This is a genomic window from Planctobacterium sp. R6, from assembly GCF_055755215.1.
Genome location: NZ_JBVTQY010000001.1, coordinates 15860 through 34968, shown reverse-complemented (window position 1 = coordinate 34968; position 19109 = coordinate 15860). Strand labels below are relative to the sequence as shown.

17 protein-coding genes are annotated in these 19109 nt (G+C 47.9%); 10 read left to right on the top strand and 7 right to left on the bottom strand.

What is annotated here, in order from left to right:
• Positions 1-100: 100 nt before the first annotated feature.
• The 3 genes from AC0J20_RS00165 to AC0J20_RS00155 form a co-directional block, all read right to left on the bottom strand.
• Positions 101-595, bottom strand: a complete 495-nt coding sequence (locus tag AC0J20_RS00165; protein WP_473020148.1) for a hypothetical protein — start codon at positions 593-595, stop codon at positions 101-103.
• A 106-nt stretch (positions 596-701) separates the two neighbouring features.
• Entirely contained in the window at positions 702-1736 is a 1035-nt protein-coding gene (locus tag AC0J20_RS00160) for a GGDEF domain-containing protein (RefSeq protein WP_229529600.1), read from the bottom strand.
• 88 nt (positions 1737-1824) lie between these two features.
• Positions 1825-3036, bottom strand: a complete 1212-nt coding sequence (locus AC0J20_RS00155; protein WP_473020147.1) for an HD-GYP domain-containing protein — start codon at positions 3034-3036, stop codon at positions 1825-1827.
• Between the two features lie 621 nt (positions 3037-3657).
• On the opposite strand from AC0J20_RS00155, the gene AC0J20_RS00150 reads away from it, so the two are divergent.
• The 7 genes from AC0J20_RS00150 to minE all read left to right on the top strand — a co-directional run bounded on the left by AC0J20_RS00150 (position 3658) and on the right by minE (position 11237).
• A complete protein-coding gene (locus AC0J20_RS00150; RefSeq protein ID WP_473020146.1) occupies positions 3658-5235 on the top strand; it encodes an alkaline phosphatase in 1578 nt (525 codons plus the stop codon).
• Positions 5236-5248: 13 nt separating this feature from the next.
• Entirely contained in the window at positions 5249-7240 is a 1992-nt protein-coding gene (locus AC0J20_RS00145; RefSeq protein WP_473020145.1) for an alkaline phosphatase, read from the top strand.
• A gap of 78 nt (positions 7241-7318) precedes the next feature.
• The gene (locus AC0J20_RS00140) at positions 7319-8047 is read left to right on the top strand and encodes a hypothetical protein (RefSeq protein ID WP_473020144.1); all 729 of its coding nucleotides are present in this window, start codon (positions 7319-7321) and stop codon (positions 8045-8047) included.
• Between the two features lie 142 nt (positions 8048-8189).
• Positions 8190-9281, top strand: a complete 1092-nt coding sequence (locus AC0J20_RS00135; protein ID WP_473020143.1) for a fatty acid desaturase family protein — start codon at positions 8190-8192, stop codon at positions 9279-9281.
• 161 nt (positions 9282-9442) lie between these two features.
• Complete coding sequence (gene minC / locus AC0J20_RS00130) at positions 9443-10156, top strand: septum site-determining protein MinC (RefSeq protein ID WP_473020142.1); 714 nt, start codon at positions 9443-9445, stop codon at positions 10154-10156.
• A gap of 13 nt (positions 10157-10169) precedes the next feature.
• Positions 10170-10979 (top strand): septum site-determining protein MinD, encoded by an 810-nt coding sequence (gene minD / locus AC0J20_RS00125; protein WP_229529607.1) that lies wholly within the window; start codon positions 10170-10172, stop codon positions 10977-10979.
• Positions 10980-10985: 6 nt separating this feature from the next.
• A complete protein-coding gene (gene minE, locus AC0J20_RS00120) occupies positions 10986-11237 on the top strand; it encodes a cell division topological specificity factor MinE (RefSeq protein WP_229529608.1) in 252 nt (83 codons plus the stop codon).
• Positions 11238-11258: 21 nt separating this feature from the next.
• Here minE and AC0J20_RS00115 read toward each other — a convergent pair whose 3' ends face one another.
• Complete coding sequence (locus AC0J20_RS00115) at positions 11259-12020, bottom strand: substrate-binding periplasmic protein (protein ID WP_473020141.1); 762 nt, start codon at positions 12018-12020, stop codon at positions 11259-11261.
• A 144-nt stretch (positions 12021-12164) separates the two neighbouring features.
• Positions 12165-12845 carry an SPOR domain-containing protein gene (locus AC0J20_RS00110; protein ID WP_473020140.1) on the bottom strand — a complete coding sequence of 227 codons (681 nt, stop codon included), beginning with the start codon at positions 12843-12845 and terminating at the stop codon, positions 12165-12167.
• A 212-nt stretch (positions 12846-13057) separates the two neighbouring features.
• Between AC0J20_RS00110 and AC0J20_RS00105 the strand changes: the two genes are divergently transcribed.
• Entirely contained in the window at positions 13058-13960 is a 903-nt protein-coding gene (locus tag AC0J20_RS00105; RefSeq protein ID WP_229529611.1) for a DMT family transporter, read from the top strand.
• On the opposite strand, the gene AC0J20_RS00100 is transcribed toward AC0J20_RS00105, so the two are convergent.
• Complete coding sequence (locus tag AC0J20_RS00100) at positions 13957-14109, bottom strand: hypothetical protein (RefSeq protein WP_473020139.1); 153 nt, start codon at positions 14107-14109, stop codon at positions 13957-13959. The two genes, AC0J20_RS00105 and AC0J20_RS00100, sit on opposite strands and share 4 nt — an antisense overlap.
• Complete coding sequence (locus AC0J20_RS00095) at positions 14075-15856, bottom strand: peroxidase family protein (RefSeq protein WP_473020138.1); 1782 nt, start codon at positions 15854-15856, stop codon at positions 14075-14077. Before AC0J20_RS00095 ends, AC0J20_RS00100 begins: the two co-directional genes overlap by 35 nt.
• A gap of 118 nt (positions 15857-15974) precedes the next feature.
• On the opposite strand from AC0J20_RS00095, the gene AC0J20_RS00090 reads away from it, so the two are divergent.
• Entirely contained in the window at positions 15975-16772 is a 798-nt protein-coding gene (locus tag AC0J20_RS00090; protein WP_473020137.1) for an MBL fold metallo-hydrolase, read from the top strand.
• 217 nt (positions 16773-16989) lie between these two features.
• Complete coding sequence (fusA, locus tag AC0J20_RS00085) at positions 16990-19077, top strand: elongation factor G (protein ID WP_229529614.1); 2088 nt, start codon at positions 16990-16992, stop codon at positions 19075-19077.
• The last annotated feature ends 32 nt before the right edge of the window (positions 19078-19109 follow it).

Sequence of the window (19109 nt, the reverse complement as noted above, 5' to 3'; positions counted from 1 at the left end):
AAAGCTGCCTGATAGTCGGTCAAATCAACCATTATTTGTTCTGCAGGTTTCATAGTGTCTCTGGCTTTCATTCCATTATTTAATGCATCGTGCACAAGCATTAAGGGCGTAACCAACACAGCATATTGGGAAAGGAGCCAGGCTCATTCAGCGGCTTACACATTCCAAAATAGGAAAGCAAAGGCTGACCATAAAACCCCCCGCTCTGGAAACATTCGATAAGATTTTTTGAAGAACCGCGATATCCAGCTTCGTGGAACACCACTTCGGGAGGCAAACCAATTGCTTCCAATGCCGCCCAGGACCAGGCAATCGCCGCGATTTCCTCACCATCGCCTTGACCTGAATCATTTACATTTTCGTTTAAAAGGTGGCGGGTTGCCGCAGGTTGAACCGCTATGTGACCAGCTTCGTGCAATAAATCACCGGGGTATTCTAATTTTTCGCTATCCACCCACAGCTGTCCATTATGGATGGTTACGCCCGGGAGGAATGTCTCGCCATCAATCCCGGTAAGCTTCACCTGAACCCCCACCTGCTCAAGAAATGTAATTATTCGCTGCAAAAGTTCAGTACCTGAAGTTGATGGTTGCATCAGAGTTCCTTTTCATGTTGATGGCGTTCAATAGCAATAAGCATTTGAGGACTAAACTATAGACGATTAAAAGGGGTAAATAAAAATCAAATGATAGAGGGTTAAACTAAAACAAATCAATGGCTGATTCTTTGGCAATGGCCACTTCCTCCTGAAGTTCACCTTCTTCAACCAATTGCTCGTAGCAATACACGGCATTGCGGCCGTGCTCTTTGGCGTAATACATGGCCTTGTCAGCCCGCTCCATTAGCACCTGTTCGTAATCTTCCTGCGAGGCTTCTGCAAACCCGATACTCACTGTAATTTTACCCACCAATGGGAACCTGTCTTGCTCAACTTCCAGTCGAAAGTCGTTGAGTTTTTTGAAGGCATCCGAGCGGGTAGCAGGCTCTAAAATGATAACGAACTCTTCACCTCCAAAACGAAAGACATAATCAGAAGAGCGAAAATAGCCAGACATTTTCTGCGACAGCGTGAGCAAAACCTCATCGCCACAGACATGCCCGAAGACGTCATTCACCTTTTTAAAGTAGTCTATGTCAATGATAACCAGCCAGGGTTTATCCTCAGCATGAGCCTCACGGGAAGGAAAATTAGTGTGTTGGCGTTTCTGGCGGCTCGCCTGCTTGGCCAACATTTGGCGCAAATGCCGTTCAAAAGAGTGTCGATTTAATAATCCGGTGAGCTTGTCTTTTTCGCTTTCCACCAGCACTCTGAGGTAATTGCCATAAATCCGGGCGAAAGCACTGATCAATGACTTGTTTTCGGTAGTGATGGTTTCAGCACGCAAGTGCAACGCTAACTTTTTACCTGCCCCTGCAACCGGCACCCATAACTCCGTCATCCCATCCCGGGTTTCGGTAACGGAGCGTTTCAGGCTATCTATTGAAGTGACGAGTTGTGTGGCGGGTTGCATCAGGGTTTGATTTGCATACCAGACAAAGTGAGGCTCGACGGACTGCACTTTTAGTTCGAGTAAAACGGTGATGATGGGATTGGGCCAGCTCCGTTCTAACTCGTATAAACACGCTTTTTCAAAATACACGTATTCGGCAATAGTAGACAACAGACTGATCCCGACGGAATCCAGGTCTTTTTGCTCAGTTAATGACACCACCGAATCGAGTATTTGCTTGTTCATCGACCATTCTCTGTGAAGGTAATGACCCAGCTTAAGCCCTAAACGTAAGTTCTCAATTAAACTTTAGTATGATATCGCAGTGCCGGGTTTACTTGCTCAACACTATCTGTTCATGAAAGAACTTTCGGTAGTTAATCTTAATATCCTCGGCGCGCACCGCGCTGGCGATTTTTTCCCGACAATGCTTGTCTGCCAGATTAACGTCTTTGGGCGCCACAAAGTGATTGGACCGAAATGAGAAAAAGGTTTTCACTTTTGGTGATAAGGGCGCATTCTCATTGTGTTCAGTGACTAACGAGAGCTTTTCGGAATCCAGTTTCACCAGACTGCCCACCGGATGCACACCAATATATTTAATAAATTTGTTCACCAGGGCTTTGTCCAATTCCGTCTCACTGCATTTCAGCAGTATTTTCAGCGCCTGATTAGGCGGCATGCCCTTTCGATAACAACGGTCAGCGGTCATGGCATCGTACCCATCGACAATGGCAATCATACGTCCGTATATGTTGATGTCGCTGTCGTTCAGCCCCATTGGATAACCCGAACCATCCAGGCGTTCATGATGCTGCGCCACCACGTGAAATAGCCGTTTCGAGATCCCCTCCATCTTTTTCAGCACTTCCAGCCCTTTAACCACGTGACCTTTCATGACGTCCATTTCTTCGTCGGTTAGTTTGCCAGGCTTGTGTAGTATCTGGTCAGGAATTTCAATTTTACCGATATCATGCAACATGCCCGCCAGGGCCAGCTCCGATACCACGTCATTATCCAGCTCAAGATATTGTGCGAACGCCCCCATTAAAATTCCGACATTGAGCGAATGCTCCAACAGGTAAGCATCTTTCTGACGCAAGTGGGTCATACACAACAATGCGTTGGGATTTCTGTCCAGTGAGTTGACAAATTTCTCGCTGACGTCTTTGATAGGCTGAAAGTTAACCGGAAGCCCCGCCTGAATTGAGTGCAGTAATTTTTTCTGTAGCTTTTTAGCCTCTTCATACAAGGCACTGGCCTGGGTTAATTCGTCTTCAAGAGAAACAGAGCCTCTGACATGCTCCGCTCGTTCGGTTTCGTTTGTGCCGGTGTCAACGTCTCGCTCTGTATCTCTTGCCACATCACTGCGCTCCATGTCCACAATGAGTGAAATAATACCTTTGGTTTTTAATATCGAAATGGCGTTTTCGGTGGTAACTTTGCCCTGAGTCTTTATTTTCAGATCACCATCTTGCTGATGTACCGCCTCGACGAACATTCCCACTGCGAGCTTATCTATGGGGACTACGACTAATTTGTTCATCAATCTGACACAACCCTTGTTATTCACTATGCAATACTGTGATACCGATTATTGCATCACTTCGCCCGACATCAAACCCCATTTGCAGAACCTCAATGTCTCTTTAGTATACTTAAAATTGTTGTTATTAAAGCCTGCTGACAAAGTAATTTTTTTTTCGGGATTGCTATTAATTTCGCTGTTACTCAAAAAACACATTGAGATAATATAACATATCCGATAAGCTGACCTTGTCTAACATCGGTATCCTATTTTTAGCCCACTATTTGTGTATCCTGATACCGCAACAATTCATCAATAGTTCACTTTTTTGTCATCTGTTACACTTTAATGTAATACAACTTTCATGATTTTTCACATACGCTTTTTGACTTTACCCTGCGGTAACTCATAACACCACAAAAGCCGCAGAAAAAGCCACCACCCAACGTGAAAATTTATTTACCCAACAACGACTTATATTCGTCATAAAAGCGCCAAACTTGTCACAAATTAGCGCATTTTTTTACACAAAAACATAAAATTTGTGTCATTAAGCCCCCCTATGCTCTCTCAGGTTTTGTGCTACCACGTGTAGCACGATCCTCAAACCCAACATTGATAAAATTCAGGAACATAAACATGAAGACGAACTGGATTGCACCAGTCAGTGCTTTAGCATTGGCTGTATCCGCTGCGACTCATGCCCAGGTATTACCCGAAGCGCAAAGTAATAGCGCCTGGTATACCGACGGTCAGGCTCAAATCAGCAGTAAACTGGCCAGAGCGCCAAAGCAAAAAGCGAAAAATGTCATTTTATTTGTGGGTGATGGAATGGGTGTTTCAACCCTGACCGCTGCCCGTATCTTACAAGGCCAACAGCAAGGTAACTCCGGTGAAGAGGGTTACCTGAGCTTTGAAACCTTTCCTTTTTCTGCACAAGTAAAAACCTATAACGTCGATGCCCAAACGCCCGATTCAGCCGGTACTATGACGGCCATGATGTCAGGCCTAAAAACCGATGTAGGTGTTATCGGGGTCGATGAAGATATCGTTCGTGGTGATTGCGCGACTGTTGCGGGTAATGAAGTGGTTACAGCTCTTGAACTGGCTGAAATTAAAGGCCTGTCTACAGGCATTATCTCTACTGCCCGAATTACCCATGCCACACCTGCCGCCACTTATGCCAAATCGGCGGATCGCAACTGGGAAGATATCTCTGATATGCCAGCGAGTGCGGCAGGCAACTGTGCCGATATTGCCGAGCAGCTGGTTAATTTCGAAAGTCATCTGGAGAATCGTTATCCGGGCATCGATGTTGATGGTATCGAAGTTGCGCTGGGAGGTGGTCGCCGCCACTTTTTGCCTAACGACGAAGCATTCAACTCCCCGGATGCTGCCAGCAGCATTGAAGGTGATCGTACCGATGGCCGCGACTTAACAGCTGAATGGCAGGCGCAATATGAAAATGGTGTCTACGTCTATGATCAGACAGGCTTTGAATCTATTGACGCCAATTCGGTTGAGCGTATTTTTGGTTTGTTCAACGAATCACACATGCAGTATGAAGCGGATCGCGGCAACGATATCGCTGGTGAGCCCTCAATTGCCGAAATGACCTCAAAAGCCATCGATGTGCTGGATAACAACGACAAAGGCTTTTTTCTGATGGTTGAATCGGGTCGTATAGATCACGGCCATCACGCTGGCAGTGCCTACGGTGCACTGACTGACGCCATCGCATTTGCCGATGCAGTTCAGGCCGCTGTGGATGCCACCGATCCTGACGAAACCTTGATTTTGGTAACGGCTGATCACAGCCATGTATTTACTATCGCTGGTTATCCCAAACGCGGCAACCCGATTTTGGGACATGTGGTAGCCGTAGGCGCAGACGAGCCCTCTTTGGCTGCTGACGGCTTGCCTTACACCACAGTAGGTTACACCAATGGATTGGGGTATCGCGATCTGGGCACTGAAACCGATGCCGATGCCACCTATGCACTGGATGCAATGACAGGCCGTGTCGATACCTCCGCCATTGACACCACACAATCCGGTTATCACCAGGAAGCCACGATCCCACTGGGTTCTGAAACTCATGCTGGTGAAGACATCTCCTTACATGCCATGGGCCCTGGCTCTCAATATGCGCAAGGCGTGATTGAACAGAGCGTGGTATTCCATCTGATTGACCAGGCACTTGACCTGGTAGACTAAGGAAGAATTAAAAATGAACAAGTTTATCTATACATTAATTGTGGCTTCCATTATCGGTCTATCAGGCTGCTCCGGAGATGATGGTGATCAGGGCCCGGCGGGTCCACAAGGTTCACAGGGACCGGCAGGCCAGGACGGTTCAAATGGTACTGACGGAACTAACGGCACGGATGGCACAAACGGTGCTGATGGTACTGATGGTACTGATGGTCTGAATAGCCTGATCAGTCAGACGGCTCTGCAGGTTGGTAATGCAAATTGTCGCAATGGTGGCGTGCAAATTGATTCCGGTCTGGATAGCAACAACGACGGAGTTTTGGACGCCAGTGAAGTGACCGCAACCGAATATGTGTGTTCTCCAACACTACTGGCCCTGGATGACACGGCCCTGGAATCCAGCCGCACAAACGATTACTTTATTGCGGGCCAGGCAGAAATCAGCACGGCTCAGGCGGTATGGGCTGATGTTACTGACCCTACTGCTCAGCGCGCACTTAAACATGCCGAGGCAAAAGGATTAGTCGTAGAGAAAATCGCGGCACGTGACATCGCCGATGTCCGTGGCAAAGCGAAAAATGTCATCCTGTTCGTGGGTGATGGCATGGGCATTTCTACGGTTACCGCTGCGCGTATTCTTGACGGTCAAAACAAGGGACTGGATGGCGAAGAACACGTACTGGCCATGGACAACATGCCGTTTTCAGGTTTTTCAAAAACCTACAACGTCGATGCGCAAACACCGGATTCAGCCGGTACTATGACAGCCATGGTAGCTGGTGTTAAAACCGATGTAGGTGTAATTGGTGTCGCCGAAGGCGTAGAGCGCGGCAGTTGCGCTTCTGTAGCCGGCAACGAACTGGTTACCGCGCTGGAACTGGCGGAAATTGCCGGCAAAGCGACCGGTATTATCTCTACCGCGCGTATTACTCACGCAACACCCGCAGCCACCTACGCAAAATCCGCCGATCGCAACTGGGAAGACATCTCAGATATGCCCGAAACTGAAATTGCCTGTGAGGACATCGCTTCTCAGTTAGTGAATTTTGAAGCCAATCTGGAAGCGCGCTTTGACGGATTAGACGTAGATGGTATCGAAGTGGTGATGGGTGGCGGTCGTCGTCATTTCTTGCCCAGAGACGCCGCGTTCAATTCTCCTGATGCAGCCAGCGATGTGGAAGGTGATCGAACAGATGGACGCGATTTGACCGCCGAATGGCAAACGACTTATGCCGATGGCATATACGTGTATGACCAAACCGGATTTGATGCTATCGATGCTGCAACTACAACCCGGGTATTTGGTCTGTTTAACGAGTCACATATGCAGTATGAAGCAGACCGTGGAAATGATATTTCGGGTGAACCTTCTGTAGCTGAAATGACCGCAAAGGCGATTGACATCCTGGACAACGACAGTGATGGGTTCTTCCTGATGGTGGAATCTGGTCGTATCGATCACGGGCATCACGCCGGAAGTGCCTACGGGGCGCTGACAGACACGATTGCTTTCGACGATGCCGTACAAACCGCCATCAATATGACCAGTGACAGTGACACGCTGATCGTGGTTACCGCTGACCACAGTCACGTATTTACCATTGCAGGGTACCCTAAGCGCGGCAACCCGATACTGGGCAAGGTAGTGCCGGTTGGCTCAGAGGAAGTCTCTTTAGCTGCTGATGGCATGCCTTACACCACACTGGGTTACACCAACGGTTTAGGTTTCCAGGATCTTGGTAGTGAGACAGACGCTGACGCTGCATACGCCTTTGCACCGGTGACCGGTCGCGTGGACTTAAGCGATGTGGACACTACTGCGCCAGGCTTTCACCAGGAAGCGTTAGTGCCCTTGACGTCAGAAACGCATGCGGCTGAAGATGTTGGCATTTATGCCAGTGGTCCCGGCGCACATCTGGTGACAGGTACCAATGAACAAAGTGTCATCTTCCACGTGATGGATTACGCGGCAGATTTTGTGAAAAAAGCCAACGACACACTCAATTAAGCACAGCTTAATGTGTTAGCAATAAAACGGGACCATACTGGTCCCGTTTTTAACCCAATCAAGCAATTTAACACTATTATGAAACCCGCAATTAAGTTAATCATTGGCGTTTTTTCGCTGCTAATGCCCGTTCTCTCGGGCGCCCAAAGCCTGTTAAGCGCGAAGTATGAAATCGCGATCACCAGCCAAGACCATCCCGAAAAGGTCAGACACTTTACGCTATGGCGCAATAAACATAATCAGGTCATACACCAGCATAATGACCAACAGGTGGCCCAATACTGGACCCTGCAAAACAACCACAAGGTAAAACTGATCACCTTGTTTGATAGTCATCAACGGGGCATTGAATACGCAGCAGCAGACATTAAAGGCCACCAGCAACGTGACTGGTCAGAGAAATGGCAATTGTTGAGCAACGATTTTCTGCGTGAGTTGCAACTGGTTCGCACTTACGATGATGAACAATTTGGCAAAGTGGAAGTACTCAGTAAACAGGCAACCGAAAATCGTTTCACCGTAGAATGGTTGCCCGAATTGTCATTAGTAAAATCAATCACTAACGACAGTGCACAAAGTAAGGAAACCTGGGTTTTGCACTCGGTTTCCAGTGATGCGCAACACGTTGAACAACAATGGCAGGCATGGGCTGGTTACTATCTGACCGACTATGCTGACATTGGGGACAATGAATCCGATCCGTTTTTAATGCAAATGATCAACCTTGGATTTGTCGAGGAAGCCGCTTCCGGTTTTTACAATGACAAAGGTCAGCCGATTAAAGGTCAACACAGCCATCATCACTAAAGGCTGAAACACAGAGAACGCGCTAACGGCGTTCTCTGTCTCCTTGCATGACAACTTGCAAACATCAGTTTGCAGGCCGGTAAGTTGTGTTATTGTAGAATCTGTTGTCCCCTAATTTCACAACAAATTTTTTATCGCCGGCATGCCATCAGAACAATTTTTCACAGCACTCAAGGCTATAGGTCAGCGGGCTGAAAGCGAGATCAGCAAGACCGACTATTACCACATGCGTATTATTGGCCTAGCCGGTCAAAGCAGCTTTTTGTTGGGTGTCTACTGTGCTGTGCAGCAGTATATGCTACCAGCCGCTGTCCTGATGGCATGGTCTTTAATGATTAGTTGGCTGTTAATGCACCACATCGGTCATGGCGGATATAACAAAATAGCCGATATTCCCAGACGCTACCATTCAAAGCACTATGCTCAGGGGTGGCGACGCTACATTGACTGGTTTGACTGGATTAAACCGGAAGCCTGGAATTATGAACACAATTACCTGCATCACTCTTTTACCGGAGAACTAAAAGATCCGGACCTCGTAGAGGAAAACCTGGACTGGCTGGCCAAAGCAAAACTGCCGGTGCCATTGAAAAAGCTAATCTTGTTGTTTTTCGCACTCACCTGGAAAGTCACGTATTATTCAGCCCGCACCCTGTCATTTCTTCGGGGCCACAACAAAGTCACCTTTGCTAATTTTCTGGATATTCGCCAGAAATCCCAGCGAGTAATGTGGCTGCAATTGTTCCTCCCCTACGGACTTTTTCATTTTGCCTTGTTGCCACTGCTCGTGGAGTGGTGGTTCTCAGCGGGTGGGTCATTTCTGCTTTGCCGGATCGTCGCAGAGCTGCTGCACAATTTACATACCTTCATTATCATAGTTCCCAACCATGCCGGTGAGGATTTATGTCGCTTTCACGATATCCAAAAACAACAGCGACGAGGCGATAGTTATTATCTGCGACAGATTTTGGGTTCAGCAAACTATCATTGCGGAAATGAGTGGCTGGATTTGTCGCAAATGTACCTGAATTACCAGATTGAACATCACCTTTTTCCGGCACTTCCCATGCGCCAATATCGACGCATTCAACCTCAGGTCAAAGCACTGTGTTTACAGCATGGGGTACCCTACATTCAGGAAAGTGTCTGGCAAAGACTGAGTAAAATGGTCGCCATCGCCACCGGATGCCAAAAGATGCAAACCACGGTGCCGGTTAATATTTCACAGCGGTGAGTATTCTTTGGCTAACTGCTTGATTTTTAGGCTGTCATTGGGATGTCACAGTTTTGCTGCTTGCGCCTAAAGATCACGCGCTATAAACTGCCAACATAAGGCCGTCCGGACCAGCTCCGGCAGCGTTTATACCTTCATTCACGGATTAAAAAATAATAAGCATGTCTGAACACGCAGTAGAATTAAAAGGTACGGGGTTTACCTTGTCGGTGGTGAAAATCACCCACCCGGATCTGGAAAAAGTCAAAGCCGAGTTGTCTCAAAAAATCGCACAGGCTCCGCAGTTTTTTAATCTTGCTCCTGTGGTCATTAATCTGGAAGCCAGTGAGGTGATGCCAGATTTCGCCTCACTCAAGTCATTATTAGCCGATTTAAAACTGTTGCCCGTTGGTATTACCGGTTGTCCGGACGCTCATAAACAGGCGGCAAACGATGCCGGATTTGCCTTACTCAATGCTCCAAAGAAAGCCTCTCACGGCGTGACTCAGAGCAGCGAGACGCCTGCGCCTCAGGTAGTCGAGAAAGTAGTCAAAGTGGCGGAATCCGTGCCCAGTCGTATTGTTCAGCAAACGTTGCGCTCAGGTCAGCAAATTTACGCCAAAGGCGGTGATTTAATTGTTATTGGCTCGGTCAGCAACGGAGCCGAAGTCATTGCTGATGGCAATATTCATATTTATGGCGCACTGCGAGGCCGAGCCATAGCCGGTGCGTCTGGCAACAATGATGCAAGAATTTTTTGCCGAAAGCTCCAGGGCGAACTGATCAGTATCAACGGTCACTATTGGACCTCAGATCAACTTCAAGCGCATTGGGAGCAGTCGGTGTGTATTTCATTAAATGGTGAACAACTGTCGGTTTTATCATTAGACATTTAATTTAGGAACATATATGTCACGAGTTATCGTAGTTACTTCCGGAAAAGGCGGTGTTGGCAAAACTACCAGCAGTGCCGCCATCGGTACAGGTCTGGCTCTGAAGGGCCACCGAACTGTTATCGTGGATTTTGACATCGGTTTGCGAAATCTGGACCTTATCATGGGTGTTGAGCGCCGCGTGGTCTACGACTTCGTTAATGTCATTAACGGTGATGCCAATCTGAACCAGGCATTAATCAAAGACAAACGCGTGGAAGGTCTGTATATACTGCCCGCTTCGCAAACCCGTGACAAAGACGCACTAACCCGGGAAGGGGTAGAAAAAGTTCTGGAAGAGCTCAGACAAAGTTTTGATTTTATTATCTGCGACTCACCGGCGGGTATTGAGCAGGGTGCCTTGATGGCGCTGTATTTCGCCGACGAAGCCATTGTCGTCACGAATCCGGAAGTATCCTCGGTGCGTGACTCGGACCGAATTCTGGGCATTCTGGCATCGAAGTCTCGTCGCGCTGAACAGAATATGGAACCGGTCAAAGAACATCTGTTGTTAACCCGATACAACCCGACCCGGGTAACCGCGGGCGAGATGTTGAGCGTTGATGACGTCAACGAAATCCTGGCTATTTCACTGTTGGGAGTTATTCCCGAATCACAGGCGGTGTTAAAAGCGTCCAATATTGGTGAGCCGGTGGTAATGGACCAGGAAAGTGATGCTGGCCTGGCATACCAGGATGCCATCGCACGACTTTTAGGTGAAAAACTGGATTTTCGCTTTTTAACAGAAGAGAAAAAGGGCTTGTTGAAGCGCTTATTCGGGGGGTAATCAGCGATGTCATTATTAAACTACTTCCGCCCCAAGAAAAAGCCCGCCGCCTCAGTGGCCAAAGAGCGACTGCAGATTATCGTGGCTCATGAACGTAAAAAACGGGCCGGGCCCAGTTGGTTACCGCAAATGGAACGCGACATTCTTGCTGTGATCAGCAAATACGTGGAAATTGGTCCGGACGCCATTTCAGTGCAACTGGAACAAACTGAAGATGATCTGTCGGTGCTGGAACTGAATGTCACTTTGCCGGAATAAGGGGTTCCGGCCGACAACGCGTTAATCCGAAAATCCGGCGGTGATGGCCTGCAGTTCGCCGCTTTTTTTCATTTGATATAAGGTGCCATCCAGCGCTCTTCTAAACGCCTTCTGCCAGGGATATTGGCCTGAGGCGATACCTGGTTCTGAATAGCCAATATAGCCATCATCTCTGCCGGCAATTGCCGCCTGAAACAAACGCAGATGAGTTTCGGGCTTGTACTGTCCGGAGGTTACAAGCTTTTTCATGTGATACTGATAGGCCAGTTTTTCCATCAGAATGCAATCGTTGCGGCCCGATGCCACCATCATCAACAGTAAATTTGCCCCATCCACTTCGTGATAGTTAATGGCTTTTTGATGCAACAAAGTGCGAAACTCCGCACCGCCCCAACCATCGTATCCCCGCATGTTACCAATGGTTTTCCCGATAAAATCCGACGGCCACTGCAGTGATGTTGCGCTGTTAACTTTGCTGTTGCAGATAACCAATACGGTTTCTTCGTACAATGGATAAGAATAAGGATAAAGATAAGGCCAGTCATGGGCGTGAAAATAAGTTGGCGAGAAAGCAAAACCCTCGCCTCGCTCCATCAGATGTTTGCCGCGATTCCAGGGCACGGGTTCAAAAATAACGCTGTAGTCTGCCATTTTATCGAATGCAGCGGTGAGAATTTCAATATACAAACCCTGCACCCGACCATCTTTGACATAGCTATAGGGCGGATAACCGTCATCCACATGGATTTTCACTTCAACTTTGGCCTGGAGGCTCAAACTCATCGCCAACAGCATAAACCACAGACTACAACACCTGAACATGTACAATCCCAAAGTCACCTTATCAGGAGTAAAAGTTAGTTTCAGTATAGAGGGAATGAATTCACTTGTCTGGCCGAAATAGCAGATTTATCTCCAGGTTGTGGATCAGGTTCCCGTCGCAGCTCTGTGTTCGGTATTTGCCAATAAACCAGCGTCATGGCAAGGCGGTGAGGACAGATCAAGGGCACACAACTCTGTTGTCCACAGCGGTTCCAGATCAGCCACGTCTGGCACTGAGATTAAATCTACCAGTGATTTATCTTCCAGAGGACCAATAACCACCCTAAACCGGGTCAGGCTGCTGCCGGGGCTTTCAACAATATGGGTGTTGTAATTGCGATAGATCATACTGCGTTCATAGGCATACTTTAAATCATTGAAACTACCCGCCACCGCGTATACCTCGGCACGGCCCGGTTCAGCCAGAATAGTAGTACGCCTGGCAGATGGCGCAGAAAGGTTGTCCTCAACGACTGCGATTGTTTCATGATTTGCTGCAGCAACCGAGACGGCCGAAGGGTCGGATAGCACACCATCGGAGTGGCTATCTGCAGCCTGCTCTGCCACTAAAGTGGCTTCAACGGGTTCGCCACAAATTGCCTCATCCGTCAAATAACGATGAAGTGCGCAGTCTTTATCCATTACCGCTGATAGGGCGTGATCGCTTAAGCCTTTGCCGGTGAGCAGGTAACTGATCCCACCAACTGCTAATAGCTCCAGTGAAGCACATCCGGAAACACAGGTAACGGCCACACACAACGAGGAGACCTTGATTAGCTTTTGCATACGTTTTCCACAACGTCAGTTTCCTGACAATTTACTGATTCAGGGGTAATTGCTCATTAAACAGGCAATGTTCGGGCCAAAAATTAGAAATCATTGTTCTGAACACTCATCCTGGTTAGACTCACATCACATCCAATAGCAGTAATTCTGTCCGGTTGTTACGCTCACAGCCGTACCTGAACCACAGTTTTACGCACACATATCAACCATCCATGCAAAAAAATTACAGTCTGGTGACCGGCTACATTATGGCGGCGATAGTCATTTCCATCTGGAGTGGTTTTATCGTTGTTTCCCGTTATGGTGCCACTAACGCATTGCTCAACTATGATTTGATCGCCCTGCGTTATGGGGTCGCTACGCTGGTATCCATACCCGTATGGTGGTTTTTCTCGGCAAGGATAAACTTTTTCCATTATCGCTACCTGTTGCTCGCTCTGTTCGGCGGGCTTTGTTACGCGTTTTGTGCATTTAGTGCCTTCGCTCTGGCTCCGGCCAATCACGCTGCAGTGTTTTTACCCGGTTTTATGCCGGTGGCCATCAGTCTGTGCATATGGCTGATTCTGGGTACCAGGGTGCAGGGCAAGCAGTTAATCGCGCTTGGAATTATCTCGGCCGGCATTGTTTTACTGGCGTTAAATACTCTGACGGTGAGTGCAGATACCCTCAGAGGCGATCTGTTGTTTATGGGCGCGGCATTCAGTTGGGGGGTTTTTAATGCCCTTTTAAAAAAGTGGCACCCGGACCCCTATGCCACCGTTGCTGCAGTATCTTTGTTTACTTCCGTCGTGTACTTACCACTGTTTCTGATGTACCTGCCTTCAAATCTGGGCAGTGCTCCGGACGCAGAAATTTGGCTTCAGGCCGGATATCAGGGCGTTTTAGCGGCTGTAGTACAGTTGTTATTGTACGTTAAGGCAGCGAAAACTATTGGAGCCAATAACATGGCCGTAACTATGGCCTTTGTGCCTGTTCTTGCGGCTTTGCTGGCTGTACCGGTTTTGCAGGAGCAGATCACCGTATTTATTGCGGTGAGTTTGTTGTGTGTAACCGGTGGGGCCATTTATGGCAATATCCACGGCAACAAAAATCGCCACAAAGACGAAATCAATTAGACGAAATTAAATAATGGCTTTGATGCCTGCTGCTGGCAGGCATTGTCGGTCGTTTCTTTTTGCCTGAGTGAAGTTACGGCAACCGGGGCGGTTGCACCGCCCAGTGACGTTAATTCAGGGACGTCCATCGCCGCTTTCAGACCGCTCATTGTTATCGCGTCGGCCACCATTATTTCGGCCATTGCGCTGTGCATCCGCAGCGAGAAACACGTTGCGCTGCAATTCACTGCCAATCGCAGTATTGCGGCGAATAATATCAGACAAACGCGTGTCCTCGACCCGCTTTATCTGGTCCTCTGATAAGCTGTTCTGATACCAGAAGCGGTCGCCGTCGCGAAGTGCCACAAACTGACGTTGCAGGATGTGAAAAAACAACTCCCCCACCATCGCATCTTCATAGTGGTCTTCAGCCAGACCGCCCACCCACAAATCAATATCGTCAACCGTTTCATAAGCGGCTGTCAGGGCGGTTTGTACCAACACATCGGAGCTAATTTCAGAAAAGTCGGATACCGGCACCAGGCCCATGTCCTGCCGGGCCTGATTGTAAGAGGCTAGTCCGTGGTCCCGACCGCGCTGAATATTCAGCGACACCAGATCAAAACCACCAGCACCTGGCGGGCCAAATAAAAAGTTGCGTACATCATCTATGACATAATTGTCGATCGTCTGACAAACCTGGCTTGCCAGTCCTCTTAATATCGGTTCCAGCCCCTCGTTGATGATTTCATCGGGGCGGAAAAACGCCTCTCTCAACGACAGGTGCCCGGCTGCAATTTCTTCTCCGTTTTCATCTAGCCGCAATATCTGTGGGCTCAATAAACTATGCCCCAGACGATAGGCTGCCGTGGAAAATTCGTTGGCAATGTCAGCATTGAGCGTGGCATCGTAACCCCGATAAGCAGGAATGCCGTTGCGGCCCAGCAACAGGGGTAAAAATTCACGGTAGGTGATTACCTGCATCTGTGCCGTTATGATATCTCTGGCAGCCTGATAGATTTCCTCACCACTTAAATCAGGCTGATCACGTCTGATCCGACGAGCCTGACGATTGTGCTCCCGGACAAAAAGCGTGTGCATGGTGGTTAATCCCACCTGCTCGTTGGCCCTCACATCTCCTGCCAGAAACAATGTGTTTGCCGTACCACCGGCATTCGCTAATCCGGGCTCATTAAAAGGCAGGAACCGTCCTTCACTGGTTTTTAGCTGGCCCGAACCATCTGACAGACGCAACGCCTCAGCCCGCTGCGCGGAAGATCCATAAACGTTAGATGCATCTATCCAGGCCGTTATCTCGTTGATTTGCTGCCTTGGATTCTCCTGGTCGGTACCTGATTCAAGATCATAAACGGATCGGTTAAGGGGAATTTCCGCAATACCTGTACTCAGGGGATCAAAAAAACGATCCCCGGCCGGGACAAGGATGTTGGCCGGTTCTTCCGGATCAATACCATCGGTCAAATCGATATCATGGTCGAGGAATTGCCCCCACTGCCACATAAAATCGGTGACTGAATGACTATTGGGGACAACGTGGTCTTGCGCGAACACCAGATTGCTGATCAATCTGGGCGAAGGGCGATTTTCACCGGCCAGGCTGCTGATACCATCGCTGTACCCACTGCGTGTATAGCGCTGTAACACAGTATGAGTTGCCCCCATGGCGGAATTCTCAATATTATTATTACGACCATCAATCGCTCTGACCTCAAAAACCGGGGTTTCTGGCTGGGGCCGCGCATCGCGCTCAATATTGCGTACCGGAGAAACCCGATTGGTTTTATTTTCGGAATTAACCTGTGTTGCGTTTGCTGCTTGTTCCGGGTTTTGCTGAGCCAGTGCTAAACTGCCGGTCATGGTGGTGACAATGTATAGTATCAGGGTACTTAGTCGCATCTTGTTCTCCAAACTGCGGATTGTTTACCCTATACAACGCGTACCATTACCAATGGTTGACATTGATTTACGAAAAACTGACAAAATATTTTATGAACTGAGAATCAGAGAAGGTGATATGAAACAATTGAGCTTATTTGGCAATATCGCCATCCTGTTTAGTGCTTTTTACAGTCAACTGTGTTTTGCCCATGGCGATGCTCATTATCTGGGTAACAGTGCCGTTCTGGTACAAACTGAACAAAAAAAAATCCTGTTTGATCCATTTTTTCACAATGATTTTGGCATTTATCAGCTGGTACCGGAAACAATGCACAGTGCCATCATGGCCGGTGCACCGCCTTACGACGATATTGATGCAATCGTGATAAGCCACGCCCATGAAGATCACTTTTCGGCTTACGATGTAGCTGAATACCTCTCTAAATTTCCAGACACGGTCTTAGTCGCTCCCCAGCAAGCGATTGATATGCTGAAAGAATATCTGGTGCCCAAACAACAACTCCATGCCTTTAATCTGGATTTCAAAGCAGCGCCTGAGCAACAATCCATTAAGGGAATGCAGATCAGTGCCTTACGCATTCCTCATGCCGGATGGCCAGGCAGAAAAGATGTTCAGAATCTGGTTTTTAGAGTGCAGTTGGGTGACAATTTCTCAGCAATGCACATGGGGGATGCCGATCCGGATGATAGCCATTACCTCCCCTACGAGGCGTTCTGGCAAGAGCAAATGACGTCCGTGAATTTTCCACCCTATTGGTTTTTTATGTCCGCGGAAGGCCGCGATATCCTGTATGAAATTTTGAATGTGAAAAAGCACATAGGGGTTCATGTGCCCAAACAAGTACCCAAATACCTGAAAGACAGTGATTACCGGTATTTTTCTACGCCAGGAGAAGTGCAAAGTATTGAATGATCACCCCGATATTTGACATAATTCAGCAATAACAGTGCACTATCTTAGACTGTTACAAAAAGCGATAACGCGCAAATTCCATACAAACCGTTCGAAACGCCTGGTTTTTCACCATTTGAACGTAAAATAATCAGATTAGTGGCAATATCCCTGATCTATTTTGCAAAAATGGTGTATACTGCCGCGCAATTTTTTTTTAACTCCAAAAAGTGAAGCCATGACAGACTTAGCTAAGTACAGAAATATTGGTATCTTCGCTCACGTAGACGCGGGGAAAACAACTTCTACAGAACGTATTCTTAAACTTACCGGTAAAATCCATAAAACCGGTGAGGTACATGACGGTGAATCAACTACCGACTTCATGGAACAGGAAGCAGAACGTGGTATTACCATCCAGTCAGCTGCAACAACCTGTTTCTGGAAAGATCACCGCTTAAACATTATCGATACTCCAGGACACGTTGACTTTACAGTTGAAGTATACCGTTCACTGAAAGTACTTGACGGTGGTGTAGGTGTATTCTGTGGTTCAGGTGGTGTTGAGCCACAATCAGAAACTAACTGGCGCTATGCTAACGAATCTGAAGTATCTCGTATCATTTTCGTTAACAAACTGGACCGTATGGGTGCAGACTTCTACCGCGTTGTTGGTCAGGTTAAGAATGTATTGGCGGCTAACCCGCTGGTAATGACTCTGCCTATCGGTATCGAAGACGAATTCAAAGGTGTTGTAGATGTACTTTCTCAGAAAGCGTACATCTGGGATGATTCTGGTCTGCCAGAAAACTACGAAGTAGTTGATATCCCTGCAGATATGGTTGATAAAGCGGCAGAATACCGTGAGCAATTGATCGAAACTGCGGTTGAGCAAGACGACGATCTGATGATGGCTTACATGGACGGCGAAGAGCCTTCTATCGAAGACATCAAGCGTTGTATCCGTAAAGGTACACGTGATCTGGCATTCTTCCCAACTTACTGTGGTTCTGCTTTTAAGAACAAAGGTATTCAGTTGGTACTAGACGCCGTTGTTGATTACTTGCCTTCTCCAACAGAAGTTGATCCTCAGGATCTGACTGACGAAGAAACTGGTGAGCCTACTGGCGAAGTTGCAACAGTATCTGTAGACGAGCCGTTCCGTGCTCTGGCGTTCAAAATCATGGACGACCGTTTCGGTGCATTAACCTTTATCCGTATTTACTCTGGTAAGCTGAACAAAGGTGACACCATCCTTAACTCTGCAACAGGTAAAACTGAGCGTATCGGCCGTATGGTTGAGATGCACGCAGACGAGCGTACAGAATTAACTTCTGCACAAGCGGGTGACATCATCGCTGTTGTCGGTATGAAGAACGTACAAACTGGTCACACGTTATGTGATCCTAACAACCCTTGTACGCTTGAGCCGATGATCTTCCCTGAGCCAGTAATCTCTATTGCTGTTAAGCCTAAAGATAAAGGCGGCAACGAGAAGATGGGTATCGCTATCGGTAAACTGGTAGCTGAAGATCCGTCGTTCCAGGTTGAAACTGATGAAGAGTCTGGCGAAACCATCCTGAAAGGTATGGGTGAGCTGCACTTAGATATCAAAGTAGACATCCTGAAGCGTACTTACGGTGTTGAGCTGGAAGTAGGTCAACCTCAGGTTGCTTACCGTGAAAGCATCACTGCGCCTATCGAAGATTCTTACACTCACAAGAAGCAGTCTGGTGGTTCTGGTCAGTTCGGTAAAATCGACTACCGCATCCGTCCTGGTGAGCCTAACTCTGGCTTCAAATTCGAATCTGTGGTTGTTGGTGGTAACGTTCCTAAAGAATTCTTCCCTGCCATCGAAAAAGGCTTCAAGTCTATGATGGACCAAGGTGTTCTTGCTGGTTACCCGGTACTGGACGTTGAAGTTGAGCTGTACGACGGTGGTTTCCACGCAGTTGACTCCTCGGCTGTAGCCTTCGAAATCGCTGCTCGTGGCGCATATCGTCAGTCTATGCCTAAAGCTGGCCCGCAATTGATGGAGCCAATCATGAAGGTTGACGTATTCACGCCAGACGATCACGTTGGTGACGTAATCGGTGACTTAAACCGTCGTCGCGGCATGATCAAAGACCAGGAAGCTGGTGCAACAGGTGTACGTGTTAAAGCTGACGTACCTCTGTCTGAAATGTTTGGTTATATCGGTCACCTGCGTACTATGACTTCAGGCCGTGGTCAGTTCTCTATGGAGTTCTCACACTACATGCCTTGTCCTAATGCAGTAGCTGAAAAAGTTATCGAAGAAGCCAAAGCGCGTAAAGCAGCTAAATAAGCGCTTCTGACAAGCCGAATCAAAAAGCCCCG